The organism is Massilia pinisoli, from assembly GCF_024753285.1.
Classification (GTDB): Bacteria; Pseudomonadota; Gammaproteobacteria; order Burkholderiales; family Burkholderiaceae_D; genus Telluria; species Telluria pinisoli.
The window spans coordinates 236564-251769 of sequence record NZ_JANUGW010000001.1; the positions used below are offsets into that span (position 1 = coordinate 236564).

Below are 15206 nucleotides of genomic sequence, written 5' to 3' on the forward strand. Positions count from 1 at the left end.
TCACACGCGGATATCGCCAAAGAAGCCCAGTTGCAGGCTGGACGCGATGCGCTGCGCGACGGCGAGGGCCTCGGTCGCGCCGTCGATGCCGAACACGTCGATCGCGGTCAGGCGGAACAAGGTGAGCCAGCGGACGAAGTGCTCCGTCTCGATGCCCGACAGCGCCATGTGCTTGCCGAACACATTGCCCTGGAATTCGCCGGTACCGAGCAGCACCTTCGTCCAGAACGCATACATGCGCGGCATGTGCTCGTGCCACCGTCCGGCCAGCTTCGCCTCGAACACGGGCGACAGCACGGCGTCGTCGCGCACGCGCGCGTAAAACGTGTCAACCAGGCGGACGATCGACGATTCGGTGATGGCGGGAGAAGTCATGCGGGGCTCTGCGTGGAATGAATGCGGTCCCGGCTGCGCGGATCGCCCCGGGACCTCCATTCTAGCAAAGATGCATTACAAATGCAGTTATTGCCGGCTGAAACGCCCGGGACGGCCGGCGGCGTGATCATCCGGACATCACGATTGCCGAACTGAACCAAATTGGCGACAGTTTGCCGCGTGCGACTTGCCGCGAGCCACCCTTGTTGGGTAAGGTGGTCGATTGCCCGCGCGGCGTGCACGGTTTCCAATCCGACGCCATCGAAGGAATTGTTGTGCTAGTCTTTCTTAGCGGCAATCTATGTGAAAGGATCGGCGTGGAATCCCAAGTCAAGTCTTCCGTGATGGACGCAATCGGCAACACGCCCGTCGTCAGGCTGGCGCGCCTGTTTCCCGGCGCGGACGTGGTGGCGAAACTGGAATACATGAACCCCGGCGGCAGCATCAAGGACCGGATGGTGCGGCACATGCTGAAAAGCCTGCCGGCCGGGACGGCGCGCGTCGTGGAAAGCTCGTCGGGCAACACGGGCGCCGCGCTCGCGATGGCCAGCGCCGTGCTGGGGCTGCGTTGCGACGTCACGGTGCCGGAATCGACCAGCGCCGAGAAGATGAAGCGCATCCGCGCCTACGGGGCCGAGGTGCATCCGTGCGCGCCCGACGACGGCAGCGATCCGGCCGGCGGCTACCACGCCGTGGCGGAACGGCTCGCGCAAGAGGGCGGCGCCCATTACCTAGACCAGTACCAGTCGATCTTGAACCGCGAAGCGCACTACCTCGACACGGGGCCGGAACTGTGGCGCCAGATGGCGGGCGAGATCGACGTATTCGTGTGCGGCATCGGCTCGGGCGGCACGATCTCGGGCATCGGCCGCTACCTGAAGGAGCAGCAACCCGGCCTGGTCGTCATCGGCGTCGAGCCCAGCAACTCCGCGTACCGTGAAGCCGTCACGGCCACGCCCGCCGCCGGGCCGTTCGCCAGCATCGTGGAAGGTGTGGGCAAGCGGATACCGTCGCGCAGCTTCGACCCCGATGTCGTCGACGACGTCGTGCAGGTCGCGGACGACGTGGCGCTCGCCTGGTGCCGCCGGCTCGCCCGGGAAGAGGGCATCCTGGCCGGCGGATCGAGCGGTTGCGTCGCGGCCGGCATCGCGGTGCTGCTGCCGCGCCTCGCCGGCAAGCGGATCGCAACCGTGTTTCCCGACTCCGGCGTGTACTATCTATCCAAGTATTTCTGATATCGGACCTGACCGTGTCGGACCTGATCGCCCTGCTCGGTGCCCGCATCCCCGCCAACCTGGCGCCGTTCATGCTGGCCAACGTCGCCGTGCCCGCCGTGCGCGGGCTGCCGCATGGTGCGGACGTCGTCGCCCGGCGGCTGGGCTGCCCGTGCGGCAGCTGGGAGCTGAAGTTGCGCACGGCGCGGCGGCGCGAGCGGCGCGGGCTGTTTGGCCGCAGGATGGTCGCGGCGCCCGTCGCGCCCGTCTACGCGGCCTGCCCCGTGTGCGGGCGCGAAGTGCTGTTGTTCGACCCGGCGGTACACGGCTGGAACGGCCGCCACGGCCGCGGCATACGCCCGGATGCGGACGACGAGGCATGGTTCGGCACGGCGGCCGGGGAAGTGATCGTCACCTACGCGTATCTGGCCGAGGACGAGTACCGCGCCATGCTGGCCGATGGCTGCCCCGACCCGCAGGACTGGTTCGACTGCTTCGCCGTCGTGTTCTGCGCGACCGGCGCACCGCCCGTGCTCGTGCTTGCGGACGAGTGCGCGACGCGCAGGGAAACGCGCGTCTAGCGCCGCCCGGACAGGTAGTCGACGCCCTCGGGCCCGTAGCTCTCCCGGTGCGGCTCGTCGCGGCGCAGGTGGAATACGTCGCCCGCGCGGTAGATCTTGATCTCGCCGCCCGCGTGGATGCGGATCTCGCCGGCGAGGATCAGCGCCTTCGCCTCGAACGGATGGGCGTGGTCGGCGAGGCTGCCGTTCGGTTCGCGGCGGACGCGGACGGGGTCCGCATAGCCTTCCGCCTTCAAGGTATCGAGAAATGCCTGTTGTTCCATGCCGGGCTCGCAGTGGTTGCAGTTCGCGGTTCGTGATTCGGGAAGTGTACCATTCGTCCCGCACGATACGAGCCCCGGCAGCGCCGCCAGCGGCGTCAGGACGTGACCCGTCCGACGCGCGCGCGGCGTCCCTCGGCCACGCGGTAGCCCACGCCCAGCACGACGAGCCATGCCGGGATCATCCACACGGACGGGCGCAGGTCCGGCGTCGCAACCATGATGGCGACGATGCCCGCCAGGTACAGGAGGCACACCCAGTTCGTCAGCGGATAAAGGGGGCTCGGGAACGCGGTCGGCACGCCGGCCGCCCGCTTGGCGGCGCGGAAGCGCAGATGGCTCCAGCTGATCATCGCCCAGTTGATCAGCATGCCGGCGACGGCGAGGCCCATCAGCAGGCCCAGCGCCTTGCCCGGCACGGCATAGTTCACGCCCACGCACAGCGCGGTGGCGAGGGCGGATACGCCCAGCGACGCGAGCGGCACGCCGCGCTCGTTCACGCGCAGCAGCGCGCGCGGCGCGTGGCCTTGCGCCGCGAGGCCGTACAGCATGCGGCTGTTCGAGTACACGCAGCTGTTGTAGACGGACAGCGCGGCCGTCAGCACGACGACGTTCAGCACGTGCGCGACGATGCCGGCGTCCAGCGCCTTGAAGATGAGGACGAACGGGCTTGCGCCCGGCACGATCTGGTCCCAGGGGTAGAGCGACAGCAGCACGGCCAGCGCGCCGACGTAGAACACGAGGATGCGCCACAGCGTCTGGTTCGTCGCGCGCGGGATCGAGCGCGCGGGGTCGGCCGCCTCGGCCGCCGTGATGCCGATGACCTCCAGCCCGCCGAACGAGAACATGATGATGGCCATCGACATCACGAGGCCCTTGACGCCGTGCGCGAAGAAGCCGCCGTGCGTCCACAGGTTGGCGACGGATGCCTGCGGTCCGGCGCCGCCGCTCGCCAGCAGGAACACGCCGTAGACGATCATCGCGACGATCGCGGCCACCTTGATGACGGAAAACCAGAACTCGCTCTCGCCGAACGCCCGTACGTTGATGAGGCTGATGCCGTTCGCCAGCAGGAAGCAGCCCAGCGCCGACACCCACGTCGGCACGTGCGGAAACCAGTATTGCACGTAGATGCCGACGGCCGACAGCTCCGCCATGCTGACGAGCACGTACAGCACCCAGTAGTTCCAACCGGAGACGAAGCCGGCGAAGCGGCCACCGTATTTGTCGGCGAAGTGGCCGAACGAGCCGGCGACCGGTTCGTCGACCATCATCTCGGACAGCTGGCGCATGATCAGAAAAGCGATCAAGCCCGCAATGGCGTAGCCTAGCAACACGGACGGCCCGGCCAGCCGCACCGTCTCCGCGACGCCGAGGAAGAGGCCCGTGCCGATGGCGCCGCCGAGGGCCATCAATTGGATGTGCCGGCTCTTGAGGCCGCGGTGCAGTTGGGTGTCGTCGGAGGCCATGATGTCCGCTTGCTAAAAGACAAGGATTCTAAAGCAAACGGAGGCGGCGGGGAATTGTCACAAATAACTTGCAAACATGCTTTAAATCAAGCACTCTTAAAGCGAATTCGTCTCTGGACCGGACGACGAACCTTCAAGGTGAGAATGTCATGATTCAACCTTCCGATGCCGGGTTTGCCGCGCTGTTTTACGCGCATCCCGTACCGATGTGGGTCTACGACCTCGAGACGTTCCGGTTCGTGGCGGTCAATGCGGCGGCAGTCGTGCATTACGGGTATTCGGAGGCCGAATTCCTGGCCATGACCCTGCACGACATCCGGTTGCCGGAAGAACAGGCACGGCTGGCCGAGAACCTGCGGCAGCCATCCGTGCCGACCATCGAGAAATCCGGGACATGGCAGCACGTCAAGAAGGATGGCACGCCGATCGACGTGGAGATCACGTCGCATCCCCTGTGGTTCAACGAACGTGCGTGCCGGTTCGTGCTGGCCCACGACGTCACGGAGCGCCTGGCCGCGCACGCCAAGATCATGCGCCTCAGCCGGATCTACGCCGTGTCGAGCGGGATCAATGCCGCCATCACCCGCATCCACACGCGCGACGCCTTGTTCGACGAAGTGTGCCGCATCGCGGTGCACGACGGCGCGTTCAGGACGGCATGGATCGGCGTGTTCGATCCCGGTGCCGTCGACGGCCGCGTCGTCTCCTGGTTCGGCAGCGAACGGCGCCACGTCGAGCGGGTGCGCCTCACGTTGCGCACCGACAGCCTCGACAGCTCGAGGCCCGCGTGCGTGGCCGCGCGCGAAGGGCGCGTCGTGATCTGCAACGACGTGTCGACGGACCCGAGCCTGGCGCCGATCGCGCAGGACATTCTCGAAGAAGGCCATCGGGCCATCGCCGCCATGCCGCTGTCGTCGGGCGGCCGCGTGGATGCGGTGATGGTGTTCATCGCCGATACCGTCGGCTTCTTCGATGGGGAAGAAGTCAAGCTCCTCGACGACCTGGTCGGCGACCTCAACTTCGCATTGCAATTCATCGACAACAAGGAGCGGCTCAGTTACCTGGCGTATTACGACGTGCTGACGGGACTCGCGAACGCCCGGCTGTTCGAGGACCGGCTGGCGCAGTTCATTCATACGTCGCAGCCGGGGCACGGCATCGGCACGATCGTCGTCAACATCGACCGCTTCACGCAATTGAACGATGCGCTCGGACGCCACGTGGGCGACGCGCTGTTGAAGCAGGTCGCGCGGCGGCTCGACGAGGCACTCCCGGGTGGGGCCAGCCTGGCCAGGATCGGGGGCGCCACGTTTGCCATCGCTATTCCCGAACTTGCGCACGACGCCGATCTCGAATACAACGTGGAAGAAGCGGTCCTGGCGACGATCAATCAGCACTTCAAGCTCGACCCGCACGAGGCGCGCGTCCACGCGCGGGCCGGATTGGCCCTGTTTCCCCGCGACGGCAGCGATGCCGAAAAGCTGCTCAAGCACGCGGAAGCGGCTTTGCAAAGCGCCAAGCGGCTGGGCAAGAACTATCTGTACTACTCGCCGGCGATGAATGCCGCCCACGCATCCAGGCTCGTGCTGGAATCGGAGCTGCAGCACGCGCTCGACGCACACGAATTCGTCGTGTACTACCAGCCGCGCGTCGACTTGCTGAGCGGCCGTATCGTCAGTGCCGAAGCGCTGATCCGCTGGCAGCACCCGCAGCGCGGCCTCGTGTATCCCGGGACCTTCATTCCCCTGGCGGAAGAGGTCGGGCTGATCGAGCCGATCGGCGACTGGGTGCTCGACACCGTCTGCGCCCAGCAGGCAAGCTGGCTGCAGCGCGAGCTCGCCGTCGTGCCGATCGCGGTCAACCTGTCGGCGGCCCAGCTCAAGAACAGGAAGATCGTCCAGAACATCATCGATGCGCTGGCCCGGCACCAGCTGCCGGCCCACCATGTCGAACTCGAACTGACGGAATCGATGGTGATGAACGACGTGGAGACGGCGGCGTCCCATCTGCAGGCCTTGAAGGCGCTGGGCATCCAGTTGTCGCTGGACGATTTCGGCACCGGCCACTCGTCGCTCGCCCACCTGCAGCGCTTTCCGTTTGACGTCGTCAAGATCGATCGGGCGTTCATCCACGACGTGAATTCGAATACGGGCAATGCGGCGATCGCCACCGCGATCATCGCCATGGCCCACAGCCTGCACCTGCGCGTGGTCGCAGAAGGCATCGAAACGGAAGGGCAGTTGCAGTTCCTGCGCAGGCGCCGTTGCGACGAGATCCAGGGGTTCTACGTCACCGAGGCAGTGCCGGCCGCGCAATTCGAAGTCATGCTCGTCCACAAGATGCAGCTGATGCTCGGGCACCAGCTCGATGACGAGACCTTGCTCATCGTCGACGACGAACCCGGCAACCTGGCGATCTTGAGGCACCTGCTGCAGCGGGAAGGCTACCGCGTGCTGACGGCCAGCAGCGGGCAGGAAGGCCTCGACCTGCTCGCCCTGAACAAGGTGCGGGTCATCGTCGCCGACCAGCACATGCCCGGCATGTCGGGCACCCAGTTCATGGGGATCGTCAGGGAGCTTTATCCGGACACGATCCGCATCATCCTGTCGGGAGTCACCGACCTCGCGGCGGTGACGGAGAGCGTGAACCAGGGCGAACTCTTCAAGTTCATGACGACGCCGTGGGACGATGGCGAACTCGTCAGGAACATCCGCGACGCTTTCCGGCTGTACCGGCAACGCAACGGCCAGGTGTGACGGGCGCCGCGGCGATTACCCGCCGTGCGGCAAGCCGAGGTTGCGGTTCGCGGGCACCACAATGTCGATCAGCTTCGGCGGCGGCAGGTGCAGGTTGTCCATCAAGGCGATGAATGCCTCGCGGCTGCGGCCGACGACCCGCGCGTTGTGCGCCTTTTCCCAGCCGATGGTCGACACGGCCTGTCCGTTGTAGTCGTGCGCGGGCCACACGCGCGTCGTGTCGGGCAGCGCGAATAGTCTATTCGTGATGCTGTCGTACAGCGCGGCCGAACTGCCGCCCTGGAAGTCCGTGCGGCCGCAACCGTCGATCAGCAAGGTGTCCCCGGTGAACACGTTGCCGCGCCAGACGTACGACAGATGGCCGGCCGTGTGGCCCGGCGTGTGCAGCACGGCGATCGTCTCGCCGGCGCCGAAGCGGATGACGTCGCCGTCGTGCAGCTGCACTTCCGCGGACGGCACGTTGCATCCGCTCGGTGCAGCGGTGTGTGCTCCGGTCAGCAGGTGCAGGCGGCCGGCCGACGTCACGTGGTCGGCGTGGACGTGCGTTTCGATGACGTAGTCCAGCCGCAGTCCGAGGCGCGCGAGGTGGGCGAGGTCGCGAGCGCAATGATGGTCGACCGGGTCGATGATGACAGCCGCGTCGCCGCCCGGGCCGGCGAGGATGTAGGTGTACGTCGACGACGCCGTGTCGAACAGCTGGATGGGATTCGTCTGCATTCATTCTCCCGGCGGGCCGGCCGCGGTGTGGGCAGCGCCGCCGTGCGCCGCGAGGCCGGCGCGAATCCGCTCGACCGTCTCGTAGATGGCCATGCCCGCCACCATCGCGACGACGAACAGCAAGGTCGAGCGGCCGCCGACCGCGAGCGCCGTCAGCGCCGGTCCCGGGCAATAGCCGACGAGGCCCCAGCCGACGCCGAACGTCACGCTGCCCAGCACGAGCGGCATGTCGATCCGGCCCGCGCCCGGCACGTGGATGGCGCTGCCGAACAGGGGCCGCACGCGCGTGCGCGCGACGCGGAACGCGACGGCGGCCACGAGCACGGCCCCCAGCATCACGAACAGCAGCGACGGGTCCCATTGGCCGGTGACGTCGAGAAAGGCCAGCACCTTGGCCGGGTTGCTCATGCCGGACAGGATCAGCCCGGCCCCGAACAGCAGGCCGGCGAGAAAGGCGGTGACGAGGTTCATCGCGGTCTCCTCAACGCCCCAGCACGTGGCGCACGACGAACACGGTGACGAAGCCGGCCGCCATGAAGCACGCCGTCGCCAGCAGCGAGCGGGGCGACAGGCGGGCGATGCCGCACACGCCATGGCCACTCGTGCAGCCGGACCCGAACCGCGTGCCGACGCCGACGAGCAGCCCGCCGATCGCGAGCAGCGCCGGGGAATGGTCGATCTGCGCGGGCGGCATCGCGCGCATCGCCAGCCAGACGATGGGTGCGACGAACAGCCCGAGCACGAATGCGATCCTCCAGGCGACGTCGCCGCGCGCCGGACGCAGCACGCCGCCGAGGATGCCGCTGACACCGGCGACGCGGCCGTTCGCGAGCAGCAGCAGGGCCGTTGCCAGCCCGATGAGGATGCCGCCAGACAAGGACGCCCACGGCGTGAAGTGCAGCCAGTCGATGCGCATGATCAGTCCTCCTAAGAAGACAAGAAGCCCCAATCTACCGCGCCGGCGCCCCGCTGTCGACAACTCCCGGAATGTCTTGCGTGGCCTGCTGGAATGTTCCCTTCAATGCATCGACGCCGCCCTGCGGATGGGCCTGCGGCTTCAGGTCCGCGCGCGCCTTGCGCTTGCTGCCGGTGTGCACTTTCATGCGGATGTCGCGCTCCTCGACCATGCTGGGGAAGACTTCGCCGTCGCGGTTGAACGACCAGCCAAGCATCGGCGCGCCCAGCGGCAGCGCGTCGCCCGGCTTGCCGTTCGCGCCGGTGTTCCACACGTGCCACGTCTTGCCGTAGCTGTTCATCTTCTTGGCCATCAGCGCGTGTTCCGCCGCCTCCGGCAAGCCGGGCGCGACGAGGAGGCCGCTGAGGATCTCGCCATTGTGCGGGTGCCAGTATTGCCGCTCGTCCGCTGGCAAGGTCGCGTACAGCCGCTCCGAGATGATGTACTCGATGCCTGTCAGATTCGCCGTGCGCGTATTGCCGTCGAATAGCGCGCACTGCGCGAGGTCTTCGTTCACCTGGCGGCAGAAGTGGTGCGCCTCCACCTGCATGTCCGGATGGTCTTTCATCGGGTGAAAGCCGTCCAGGTAGATGTCGAAGCCGGCCAGCGGTGCGTTTCCTTGCAGGATCCGCGCGCCCGACTCGAGCGCGCGCGTGCCCACAGCCTTGGGCGCGCCCGCGGGTGCGGTGGGTGGTAGCGTGCGCTGGGCGGCGGCGCCCGTGGCGAGCACCGTGCAAGCGAGGGCGGCGGCGAAACGTGGATGGGTCATGGCTCCTCCGTAGGTGTCGATGGGGTGGCGAGCAGGCGGTCGATGCGGTTGCCGTCCATGTCGGCCACTTCGAAGCGCCAGCCCGCCCAGTCCAGCCAGTCGCCGGGCCGGGGGATGACGGTCAGCTGGTACAGCATGAATCCGGCCAGCGTGTGGTACGCGCCGCCGTCCTCGTCGGGAAAGCGGATGGCGGCGCCCGTCAGGTGGCGGAAGCGGTCGAGCACCATGCTGCCGTCCACGAACCAGCTGCCGTCCTCGCGCCGGACCGCATCCGGCTGGCCGCGATCGACCGGCGGCGCGACGCCACCGACGAGCGCCGTCATCACGTCCGTCAACGTCACCATGCCCTGGATGTCGCCGTATTCGTCGACGATCAGCGCGATTTCCGTGCGCGCCAGCTTCAGTTGCTCCAGCAAGTCGATGGCGCTGCTCGAATCCGGCACGTACAGGATCGGCTCGATGGCCGCCGCGATGTCGATGCCCTGCAAGGACTGGCCGCGGATGGCCTGGCCGAACAGGTTGCGCGCCCGCACGATGCCGAGCACCTGCGACCGGTCGCCGCGGTACACGGGAAAGCGGCCGTACGGCGACGCGGCGATGCGCTCGAGGTTGTGGCCGAGCGGCTGGTCGAGATCGAGGCAGTCGAGGTCGACGCGGGGCGTCATCAGCGCGCGCAGATGCCAGTCGTCCAGCCGCAGCGCGCGCGCGGCGATGTCGTACTCGGCCTTCTCGAACACGCCCGCGTCCGCGCTTTCCTTGATCATGCCCGTCACGTCTTCCTCGGTCGGTGTCTCGTCCTTGCGGTGATGCATGCCGAGCAGGCGCATGATGCCGTCCGTCGTCATCGCGAACAGATGCACGAACGGGTGCGCGAGGCGCGACAGCACGTGGAGCGGCCGCGCCATGGCAGCCGCGAGTTGTTCCGGGTACAGGATCGCGATGCGCTTGGGCACCAGCTCGCCCAGCACGATCGATGCGAACGTGATGCCGGCGACGACGATCGCGAGCGCGGCCGGGCGCGCATAGCCCTCGGGCACGCCGAGGCGGGTGAGGCCGGGCGTCAGCTGCGTCGTCAGCGACGCTTCACCGAACGCGCCGTTGAAGATGCTGATGAGGGTGATGCCGACCTGTACCGTAGACAATAAGCGGGTCGGGTCTTCGTGCAGGTCGAGGGCGCCCCGGGCGCCGGCGCTGCCCGCTGCCGCCAGCTTTTCCAGCCGCAGGCGCTTGGCCGACACGACGGCGAGCTCGGACATGGCGAACACGCCGTTGAGCAGGATGAGGGCGAGGATGATGACGACGTCGGCCATGCGTGTCCCGGACACTGCCGGGGCGGCCCGCGCCGCCCGCCGGCGGATCGATCATCGCATGACGCAACGGGGTCGGGTCGCACAGCTCGACCCGGCCAATCAGGGCTTTGCTGGATTGAAATGCTTGGCGATGCCGGCCCAGCATTCCTGGTAATTGCCTTGCAGCTGAGGCGATTGCAGCGCATACGGCGTCGCGACGAGCGGATTGCGCGTCTCGAACATGAACGCCATCGTGTCCGTGACCTTGTGCGGGCGGCTCGTGTCGGCGCCGCTCGCCTTGTCGAACGTGGCGGCGTCCGGGCCGTGCCCGCTCATGCAGTTGTGCAGGCTGGCGCCGCCCGGTACGAAGCCATCGGCCTTCGCATCGTAGGCGCCGTGCACGAGACCCATGAATTCGCTCGCGACGTTGCGGTGGAACCAGGGCGGGCGGAACGTGTCCTCGCCAGCCAGCCAGCGGGGCGGGAAAATGACGAAGTCCAGGGTGTCGACGCCGGGCGTGTCGGACGGCGCCTGCAGCACGAGGAAGATGGACGGGTCCGGATGGTCGTAGCTGATGGAGCCTATCGTGTTGAAGTGCCGGAGGTCGTACTTGTACGGCACATAGTTGCCGTGCCACGCGACGACGTCCAGCGGCGAGTGGCGGATGCTGGCCTTCCACAGGTTGCCGCCGAATTTCGCGACCAGTTCGAAATCGCCTTCGACATCCTCGTAGCGCGCGACCGGGGTGAGGAAGTCGCGGGGGTTCGCGAGGCCGTTCGAGCCGATCGGCCCGAGGTCCGGCAGGCGCAGCAGGGCGCCGAAGTTTTCGCAGACATAGCCGCGTGCCTCGCCGTCTGGCAGGTCGACCTTGAAACGGACGCCGCGCGGGATCACGGCGATTTCCTGCGGTTCGACGGCCAGCAGGCCCAGTTCCGTCGCGATGGCAAGGCGTCCTTGCTGGGGCACGATCAGCATCTCGCCGTCCGCGCTGTAGAAATAGCGCCCCTGCATGGGGCGGTTTGCCGCATACACGTGGATCGCACAGCCGGTCATGGCGGCCGGCGAGCCGTTGCCCGCCATCGTCACGAGGCCGTCGACGAAGTCGGTGGGCGCATCCGGCATCGGAAGGGGACTCCAGCGCATCTGGTTCGGCGACGGCGCGATGCCGTCGAAGCCGGCCGCGATGCGGCCATTGCCCATCGGTTCGAACGGGCCATGCATGGCGGCCGGCCGGATGCGGTACAGCCAGGAGCGGCGGTTGTGGCCGCGCGGTGCCGTGAAGGCCGTCCCGGACAATTGTTCAGCGTACAGGCCGTAAGCGACGCGCTGCGGCGAATTGCGGTGCGCCGGCAGGGCGCCGGGCAGGGCCTCCGTCGCGAACTCGTTGCCGAAGCCGGACAGGTAGCCGTCAGTCGAAACAGTCAAGGGTCTCTCCAGAATGCGTGGTGTTTACGACACTGTAGAGGACTAAGCGCAGTTTTACGAGATGAATACAAAAATGTAGACTATTTAGACTATCAATAACACTATCTCGTGCATGATCGAACCCTCTAGCATCGACCTGAATCTGTTGTCGGTATTTCAGGAGGTCTATCGCGAACGCCAGATCTCGGCCGCCGCGAGGCGGCTGGGCCTGACGCAATCGGCCGTGAGCAACGCACTGGCGCGGCTGCGGCGTACGTTCGGCGACGAGCTGTTCGTGCGCACGGCGTACGGCATGCAGCCCACGCCGCTCGCGCAGCAGATGGCCGAGCCGATCGGCGCCGCGATGGCCCAGGTGGCCCTCGCGCTGTCGCAGCGCAGCCGTTTCGACCCGGCCACGAGCGGCCGCCGCTTCACGCTGGCGATGACGGACGTGGGCGAGGTGTACTTCATGCCGGTGCTGATCGAGCGCTGCCGGGCGATCGCCCCGAACGTGGAAATCGCGTCGATCCGGGCGAACGGGCTGACCTTGAAGGACGACATGGAGACGGGCAGGGTGGACCTCGCGATCGGCGCGTTCGAGGACGTGTCGGAAGCGCTGTACCACCGCGCGCTGTTCCGCCAGCGCTTCGTGAGCATGTTCCGCAAGGATCATCCGCTGGCGAAGGGCAAGGTGGACCTGGCGCGCTTCGTGGCGGCGCCGCACCTGATCGTCGATGCGGCCCAGAGCCCTTACGACCGCATCAATGGATTACTGGAAAAGGCCGGGGTGACGGCCGGCGCCCGCTTCCGGGTGCCGCATTTCACCGCGGTGCCGTACATCGTCAGCACGAGCGAGCTGGTGGTGACGGTGCCGCAAAAACTGGCCGAGAGCGCGGCAAGCCCGTTCGGCCTGAAGTGGATCGAGCCGCCGCTCGCCCTGCCGACGTTGCAGACCAACGTCTTCTGGCACCGGCGCTTCAACCACGATCCCGGCATCCAGTGGCTGCGGGGACTGATTGCCGACGTGTTCGCGGAATGACAGACGAACGCGCCGGGAGCCGCGAACATTTTAATGATAGAGGAATAGACAATGGCCGACCTGTTTGACAATCCGATGGGGCTGATGGGCTTCGAATTCGTGGAATTCGCATCGCCCACCCCGGGCGTGCTGGAACCCGTGTTCGAGGCACTGGGCTTCAAGAAAGTCGCCGTGCACCGCTCGAAGGACGTCGTGCTGTACCGCCAGGGCGACATCAACTTCATCGTCAACAACGAGCCGAAGAGCGCCGCGTATTATTTCGCGGCCGAGCACGGCCCGTCGGCCTGCGGCATGGCGTTCCGCGTCCAGAACGCCCATAAAGCCTACGCGCGCGCGCTCGAGCTGGGCGCCCAGCCGCTCGACATTCCCACCGGCCCAATGGAGCTGCGCCTCCCGGCTATCAAGGGCATCGGCGGCGCGCCGCTCTACCTCATCGACCGTTTTGAAGACGGCAAGTCGATCTATGACATCGACTTCGAATGGATCGACGGCACGGAGCGCCACCCGGTGGGCCATGGCCTGAAGATCATCGATCACCTGACGCATAACGTGTACCGCGGCCGCATGACCTACTGGGCCGGCTTTTACGAGAAACTGTTCAACTTCCGCGAGATCCGCTACTTCGACATCAAGGGCGAGTACACGGGCCTGACGTCGAAGGCGATGACGGCGCCGGACGGCATGATCCGCATCCCGCTGAACGAGGAGGGCAAGGCGGGCGGCGGCCAGATCGAGGAATTCCTGCTGAAGTACAACGGCGAAGGCATCCAGCACATCGCGCTGCTGACGGAAGACATCTTCGCGACCGTCGACGGCTTGCGGGCGGCCGGTGTCCCGCTGATGGCCGCGCCGCCAGGCACGTATTACGAGATGCTGGAAGGGCGTATCCCGGGCCACGGCCAGGACGTGGAAGCGCTGAAGGCACGCGGCCTGCTCGTCGACGGCACCGTGGAGGACGGTAATCAGCGGTTGCTGCTGCAGATCTTCTCCGAGACGCAGCTGGGGCCCGTGTTCTTCGAATTCATCCAGCGCAAGGGTGACGAGGGCTTCGGCGAAGGTAACTTCAAGGCGCTGTTCGAATCGATCGAGCGCGACCAGCTCAAGCGCGGGGCGCTCAAGACCGCCGCGTAACCATCGTTATCGGCGCCGTCGTAGGGTGGACGGCTCGCCGTCCACGCGTCCAACAAGCGCATGTTTGGACGAAAAGCACGCCGGTGCGATGCCAACGTGTCTTGAACGCGTGGACGGCGGAGCCGTCCACCCTACAAAACCCTCATCAATTCAGCATGTTGGCGCTTCTCCAAGAACGCTCGTTCGTTTCATTTCCAGTCAAATAATGCCGCAACCTCAAACTGTTGCGCGCATGTCTCATTCCAGCGTTTCCCACAAATTTCACGCAAATTTGTAACCAAAAAACGCTGAGCACACACTAGAATTTCCGTACGGCACTAATGCCGATCGACTTTCAGTAACCGAACCGGCTCGGCCACCCACGGTGGCGCACGTCGCCGTTCACGAACCCCGACTACCGACACCATGAGCACCCGACACCGTCCGGCCCTCGCGCCGACCCGGCGCCTCGCCCCGTTTGCCTGCCTGCTGGCCGCCTGCACCTTCGCGCACGCGGGCGAAGCGACGCCCGACGCACCGATCACCGCGGAGACGCCGACGGCCGAGAGCCCGCTGAGCGCGACGGTGTCCGTCAGCTCGCAATACATCTCGCGCGGCATCCGCCAGACGTGGGGCCGGCCGGCCGCGATGGCCGCCGTCGACTACGCGCATCCGAGCGGCTGGTCGGCGGGCACGTCCGTCATCAACGTCGACGACCGCTTCATCGAGAAGGGTTCCGTCGAATGGGACCTGTACGGCGGCTACAGCGGCAATGCCGGCCCCATCGGCTGGTCCGCGATGGTCTACTGGTACAAATACCCGGGCGCCCGCATCAGCGCGACGGATACGTCGTTCGACTATGGCGAGCTGTCCGGCGGCATCAGCTGGAAGTCGCTGTACGCCCGCTACAACTACACGTTCAGCCGCGATTTCTTCGGCATCCAGAACGCCCGCGGCACGGGCTACCTGGACGTCGGTGCCGACCAGCCGCTGACCAAGTCGCTGACGTTGAACCTGCACGCGGGCGACGGCCGCGTGGCCGGCAGCGGCAACGGCATCTGGGACTGGCGCGACGTCAAGGCCGGCCTGACCCACAAGCTCGAGGACGGCTGGACCGTCGCCGTGAACTACACCCGCGCGCTGGGCGCGACGGGCGTCTATGACCGCTACACGACGGGCGTGCCCCGTTCCGACGGCCACCTGGCCGTGTCGAACGTCGCGCGGCGCGCCATCGTGCTGTCGCTGACCCGCAAATTCTAGGAGAATCC

Annotated in this window: 15 protein-coding genes; 6 read left to right on the plus strand and 9 right to left on the minus strand. The window is 66.7% G+C overall.

Features of this window, described 5'->3' with window-relative positions; translation table 11 throughout:
• Positions 1 to 375 (minus strand): group III truncated hemoglobin, encoded by a 375-nt coding sequence (locus NX784_RS00965; RefSeq protein WP_258814805.1) that lies wholly within the window; start codon positions 373 to 375, stop codon positions 1 to 3.
• 317 nt (positions 376 to 692) lie between these two features.
• On the opposite strand from NX784_RS00965, the gene NX784_RS00970 reads away from it, so the two are divergent.
• Together NX784_RS00970 and NX784_RS00975 are read left to right on the plus strand one after the other, a co-directional pair.
• Positions 693 to 1610, plus strand: coding sequence for a PLP-dependent cysteine synthase family protein (locus NX784_RS00970; RefSeq protein WP_258814806.1), 918 nt, complete (start codon positions 693 to 695; stop codon positions 1608 to 1610).
• Positions 1611 to 1624: 14 nt separating this feature from the next.
• Positions 1625 to 2170 (plus strand): hypothetical protein, encoded by a 546-nt coding sequence (locus NX784_RS00975; protein WP_258814807.1) that lies wholly within the window; start codon positions 1625 to 1627, stop codon positions 2168 to 2170.
• Here NX784_RS00975 and NX784_RS00980 read toward each other — a convergent pair.
• Both NX784_RS00980 and NX784_RS00985 read right to left on the minus strand, forming a co-directional pair.
• Complete coding sequence (locus tag NX784_RS00980) at positions 2167 to 2433, minus strand: cupin domain-containing protein (RefSeq protein ID WP_258814808.1); 267 nt, start codon at positions 2431 to 2433, stop codon at positions 2167 to 2169. The genes NX784_RS00975 and NX784_RS00980 overlap by 4 nt on opposite strands.
• Positions 2434 to 2528: 95 nt before the next feature.
• On the minus strand, positions 2529 to 3899 hold the full coding sequence (locus NX784_RS00985) for an amino acid permease (protein WP_258814809.1): 1371 nt from the start codon (positions 3897 to 3899) through the stop codon (positions 2529 to 2531).
• A 149-nt stretch (positions 3900 to 4048) separates the two neighbouring features.
• Between NX784_RS00985 and NX784_RS00990 the strand changes: the two genes are divergently transcribed.
• On the plus strand, positions 4049 to 6655 hold the full coding sequence (locus tag NX784_RS00990; RefSeq protein ID WP_258814810.1) for an EAL domain-containing protein: 2607 nt from the start codon (positions 4049 to 4051) through the stop codon (positions 6653 to 6655).
• Between the two features lie 15 nt (positions 6656 to 6670).
• Here the strand turns inward: NX784_RS00990 and NX784_RS00995 are convergent, their stop codons facing one another.
• The 6 genes from NX784_RS00995 to hmgA form a co-directional block, all read right to left on the minus strand.
• Positions 6671 to 7372, minus strand: coding sequence for an MBL fold metallo-hydrolase (locus tag NX784_RS00995; RefSeq protein ID WP_258814811.1), 702 nt, complete (start codon positions 7370 to 7372; stop codon positions 6671 to 6673).
• Complete coding sequence (locus NX784_RS01000) at positions 7373 to 7843, minus strand: YeeE/YedE family protein (protein ID WP_258814812.1); 471 nt, start codon at positions 7841 to 7843, stop codon at positions 7373 to 7375.
• A 10-nt stretch (positions 7844 to 7853) separates the two neighbouring features.
• Positions 7854 to 8288: a YeeE/YedE family protein gene (locus NX784_RS01005; protein WP_258814813.1), complete on the minus strand. Its 435-nt coding sequence runs from the start codon at positions 8286 to 8288 to the stop codon at positions 7854 to 7856.
• Between the two features lie 34 nt (positions 8289 to 8322).
• Positions 8323 to 9096: an OBAP family protein gene (locus NX784_RS01010; protein ID WP_258814814.1), complete on the minus strand. Its 774-nt coding sequence runs from the start codon at positions 9094 to 9096 to the stop codon at positions 8323 to 8325.
• A complete protein-coding gene (locus tag NX784_RS01015) occupies positions 9093 to 10406 on the minus strand; it encodes a hemolysin family protein (RefSeq protein ID WP_258814815.1) in 1314 nt (437 codons plus the stop codon). The genes NX784_RS01010 and NX784_RS01015 overlap by 4 nt, the downstream gene beginning before the upstream one ends.
• 99 nt (positions 10407 to 10505) lie before the next feature.
• Positions 10506 to 11810 (minus strand): homogentisate 1,2-dioxygenase, encoded by a 1305-nt coding sequence (gene hmgA, locus NX784_RS01020; RefSeq protein ID WP_258814816.1) that lies wholly within the window; start codon positions 11808 to 11810, stop codon positions 10506 to 10508.
• A 112-nt stretch (positions 11811 to 11922) separates the two neighbouring features.
• Here hmgA and NX784_RS01025 point away from each other — a divergent pair, with 112 nt between their 5' ends.
• The 3 genes from NX784_RS01025 (at position 11923) to NX784_RS01035 (ending at position 15198) form a co-directional block, all read left to right on the plus strand.
• Complete coding sequence (locus tag NX784_RS01025; RefSeq protein WP_258814817.1) at positions 11923 to 12828, plus strand: LysR family transcriptional regulator; 906 nt, start codon at positions 11923 to 11925, stop codon at positions 12826 to 12828.
• A 51-nt stretch (positions 12829 to 12879) separates the two neighbouring features.
• Positions 12880 to 13959, plus strand: a complete 1080-nt coding sequence (hppD, locus tag NX784_RS01030) for a 4-hydroxyphenylpyruvate dioxygenase (protein WP_258814818.1) — start codon at positions 12880 to 12882, stop codon at positions 13957 to 13959.
• Positions 13960 to 14364: 405 nt separating this feature from the next.
• Complete coding sequence (locus NX784_RS01035; RefSeq protein ID WP_258814819.1) at positions 14365 to 15198, plus strand: TorF family putative porin; 834 nt, start codon at positions 14365 to 14367, stop codon at positions 15196 to 15198.
• The last annotated feature ends 8 nt before the right edge of the window (positions 15199 to 15206 follow it).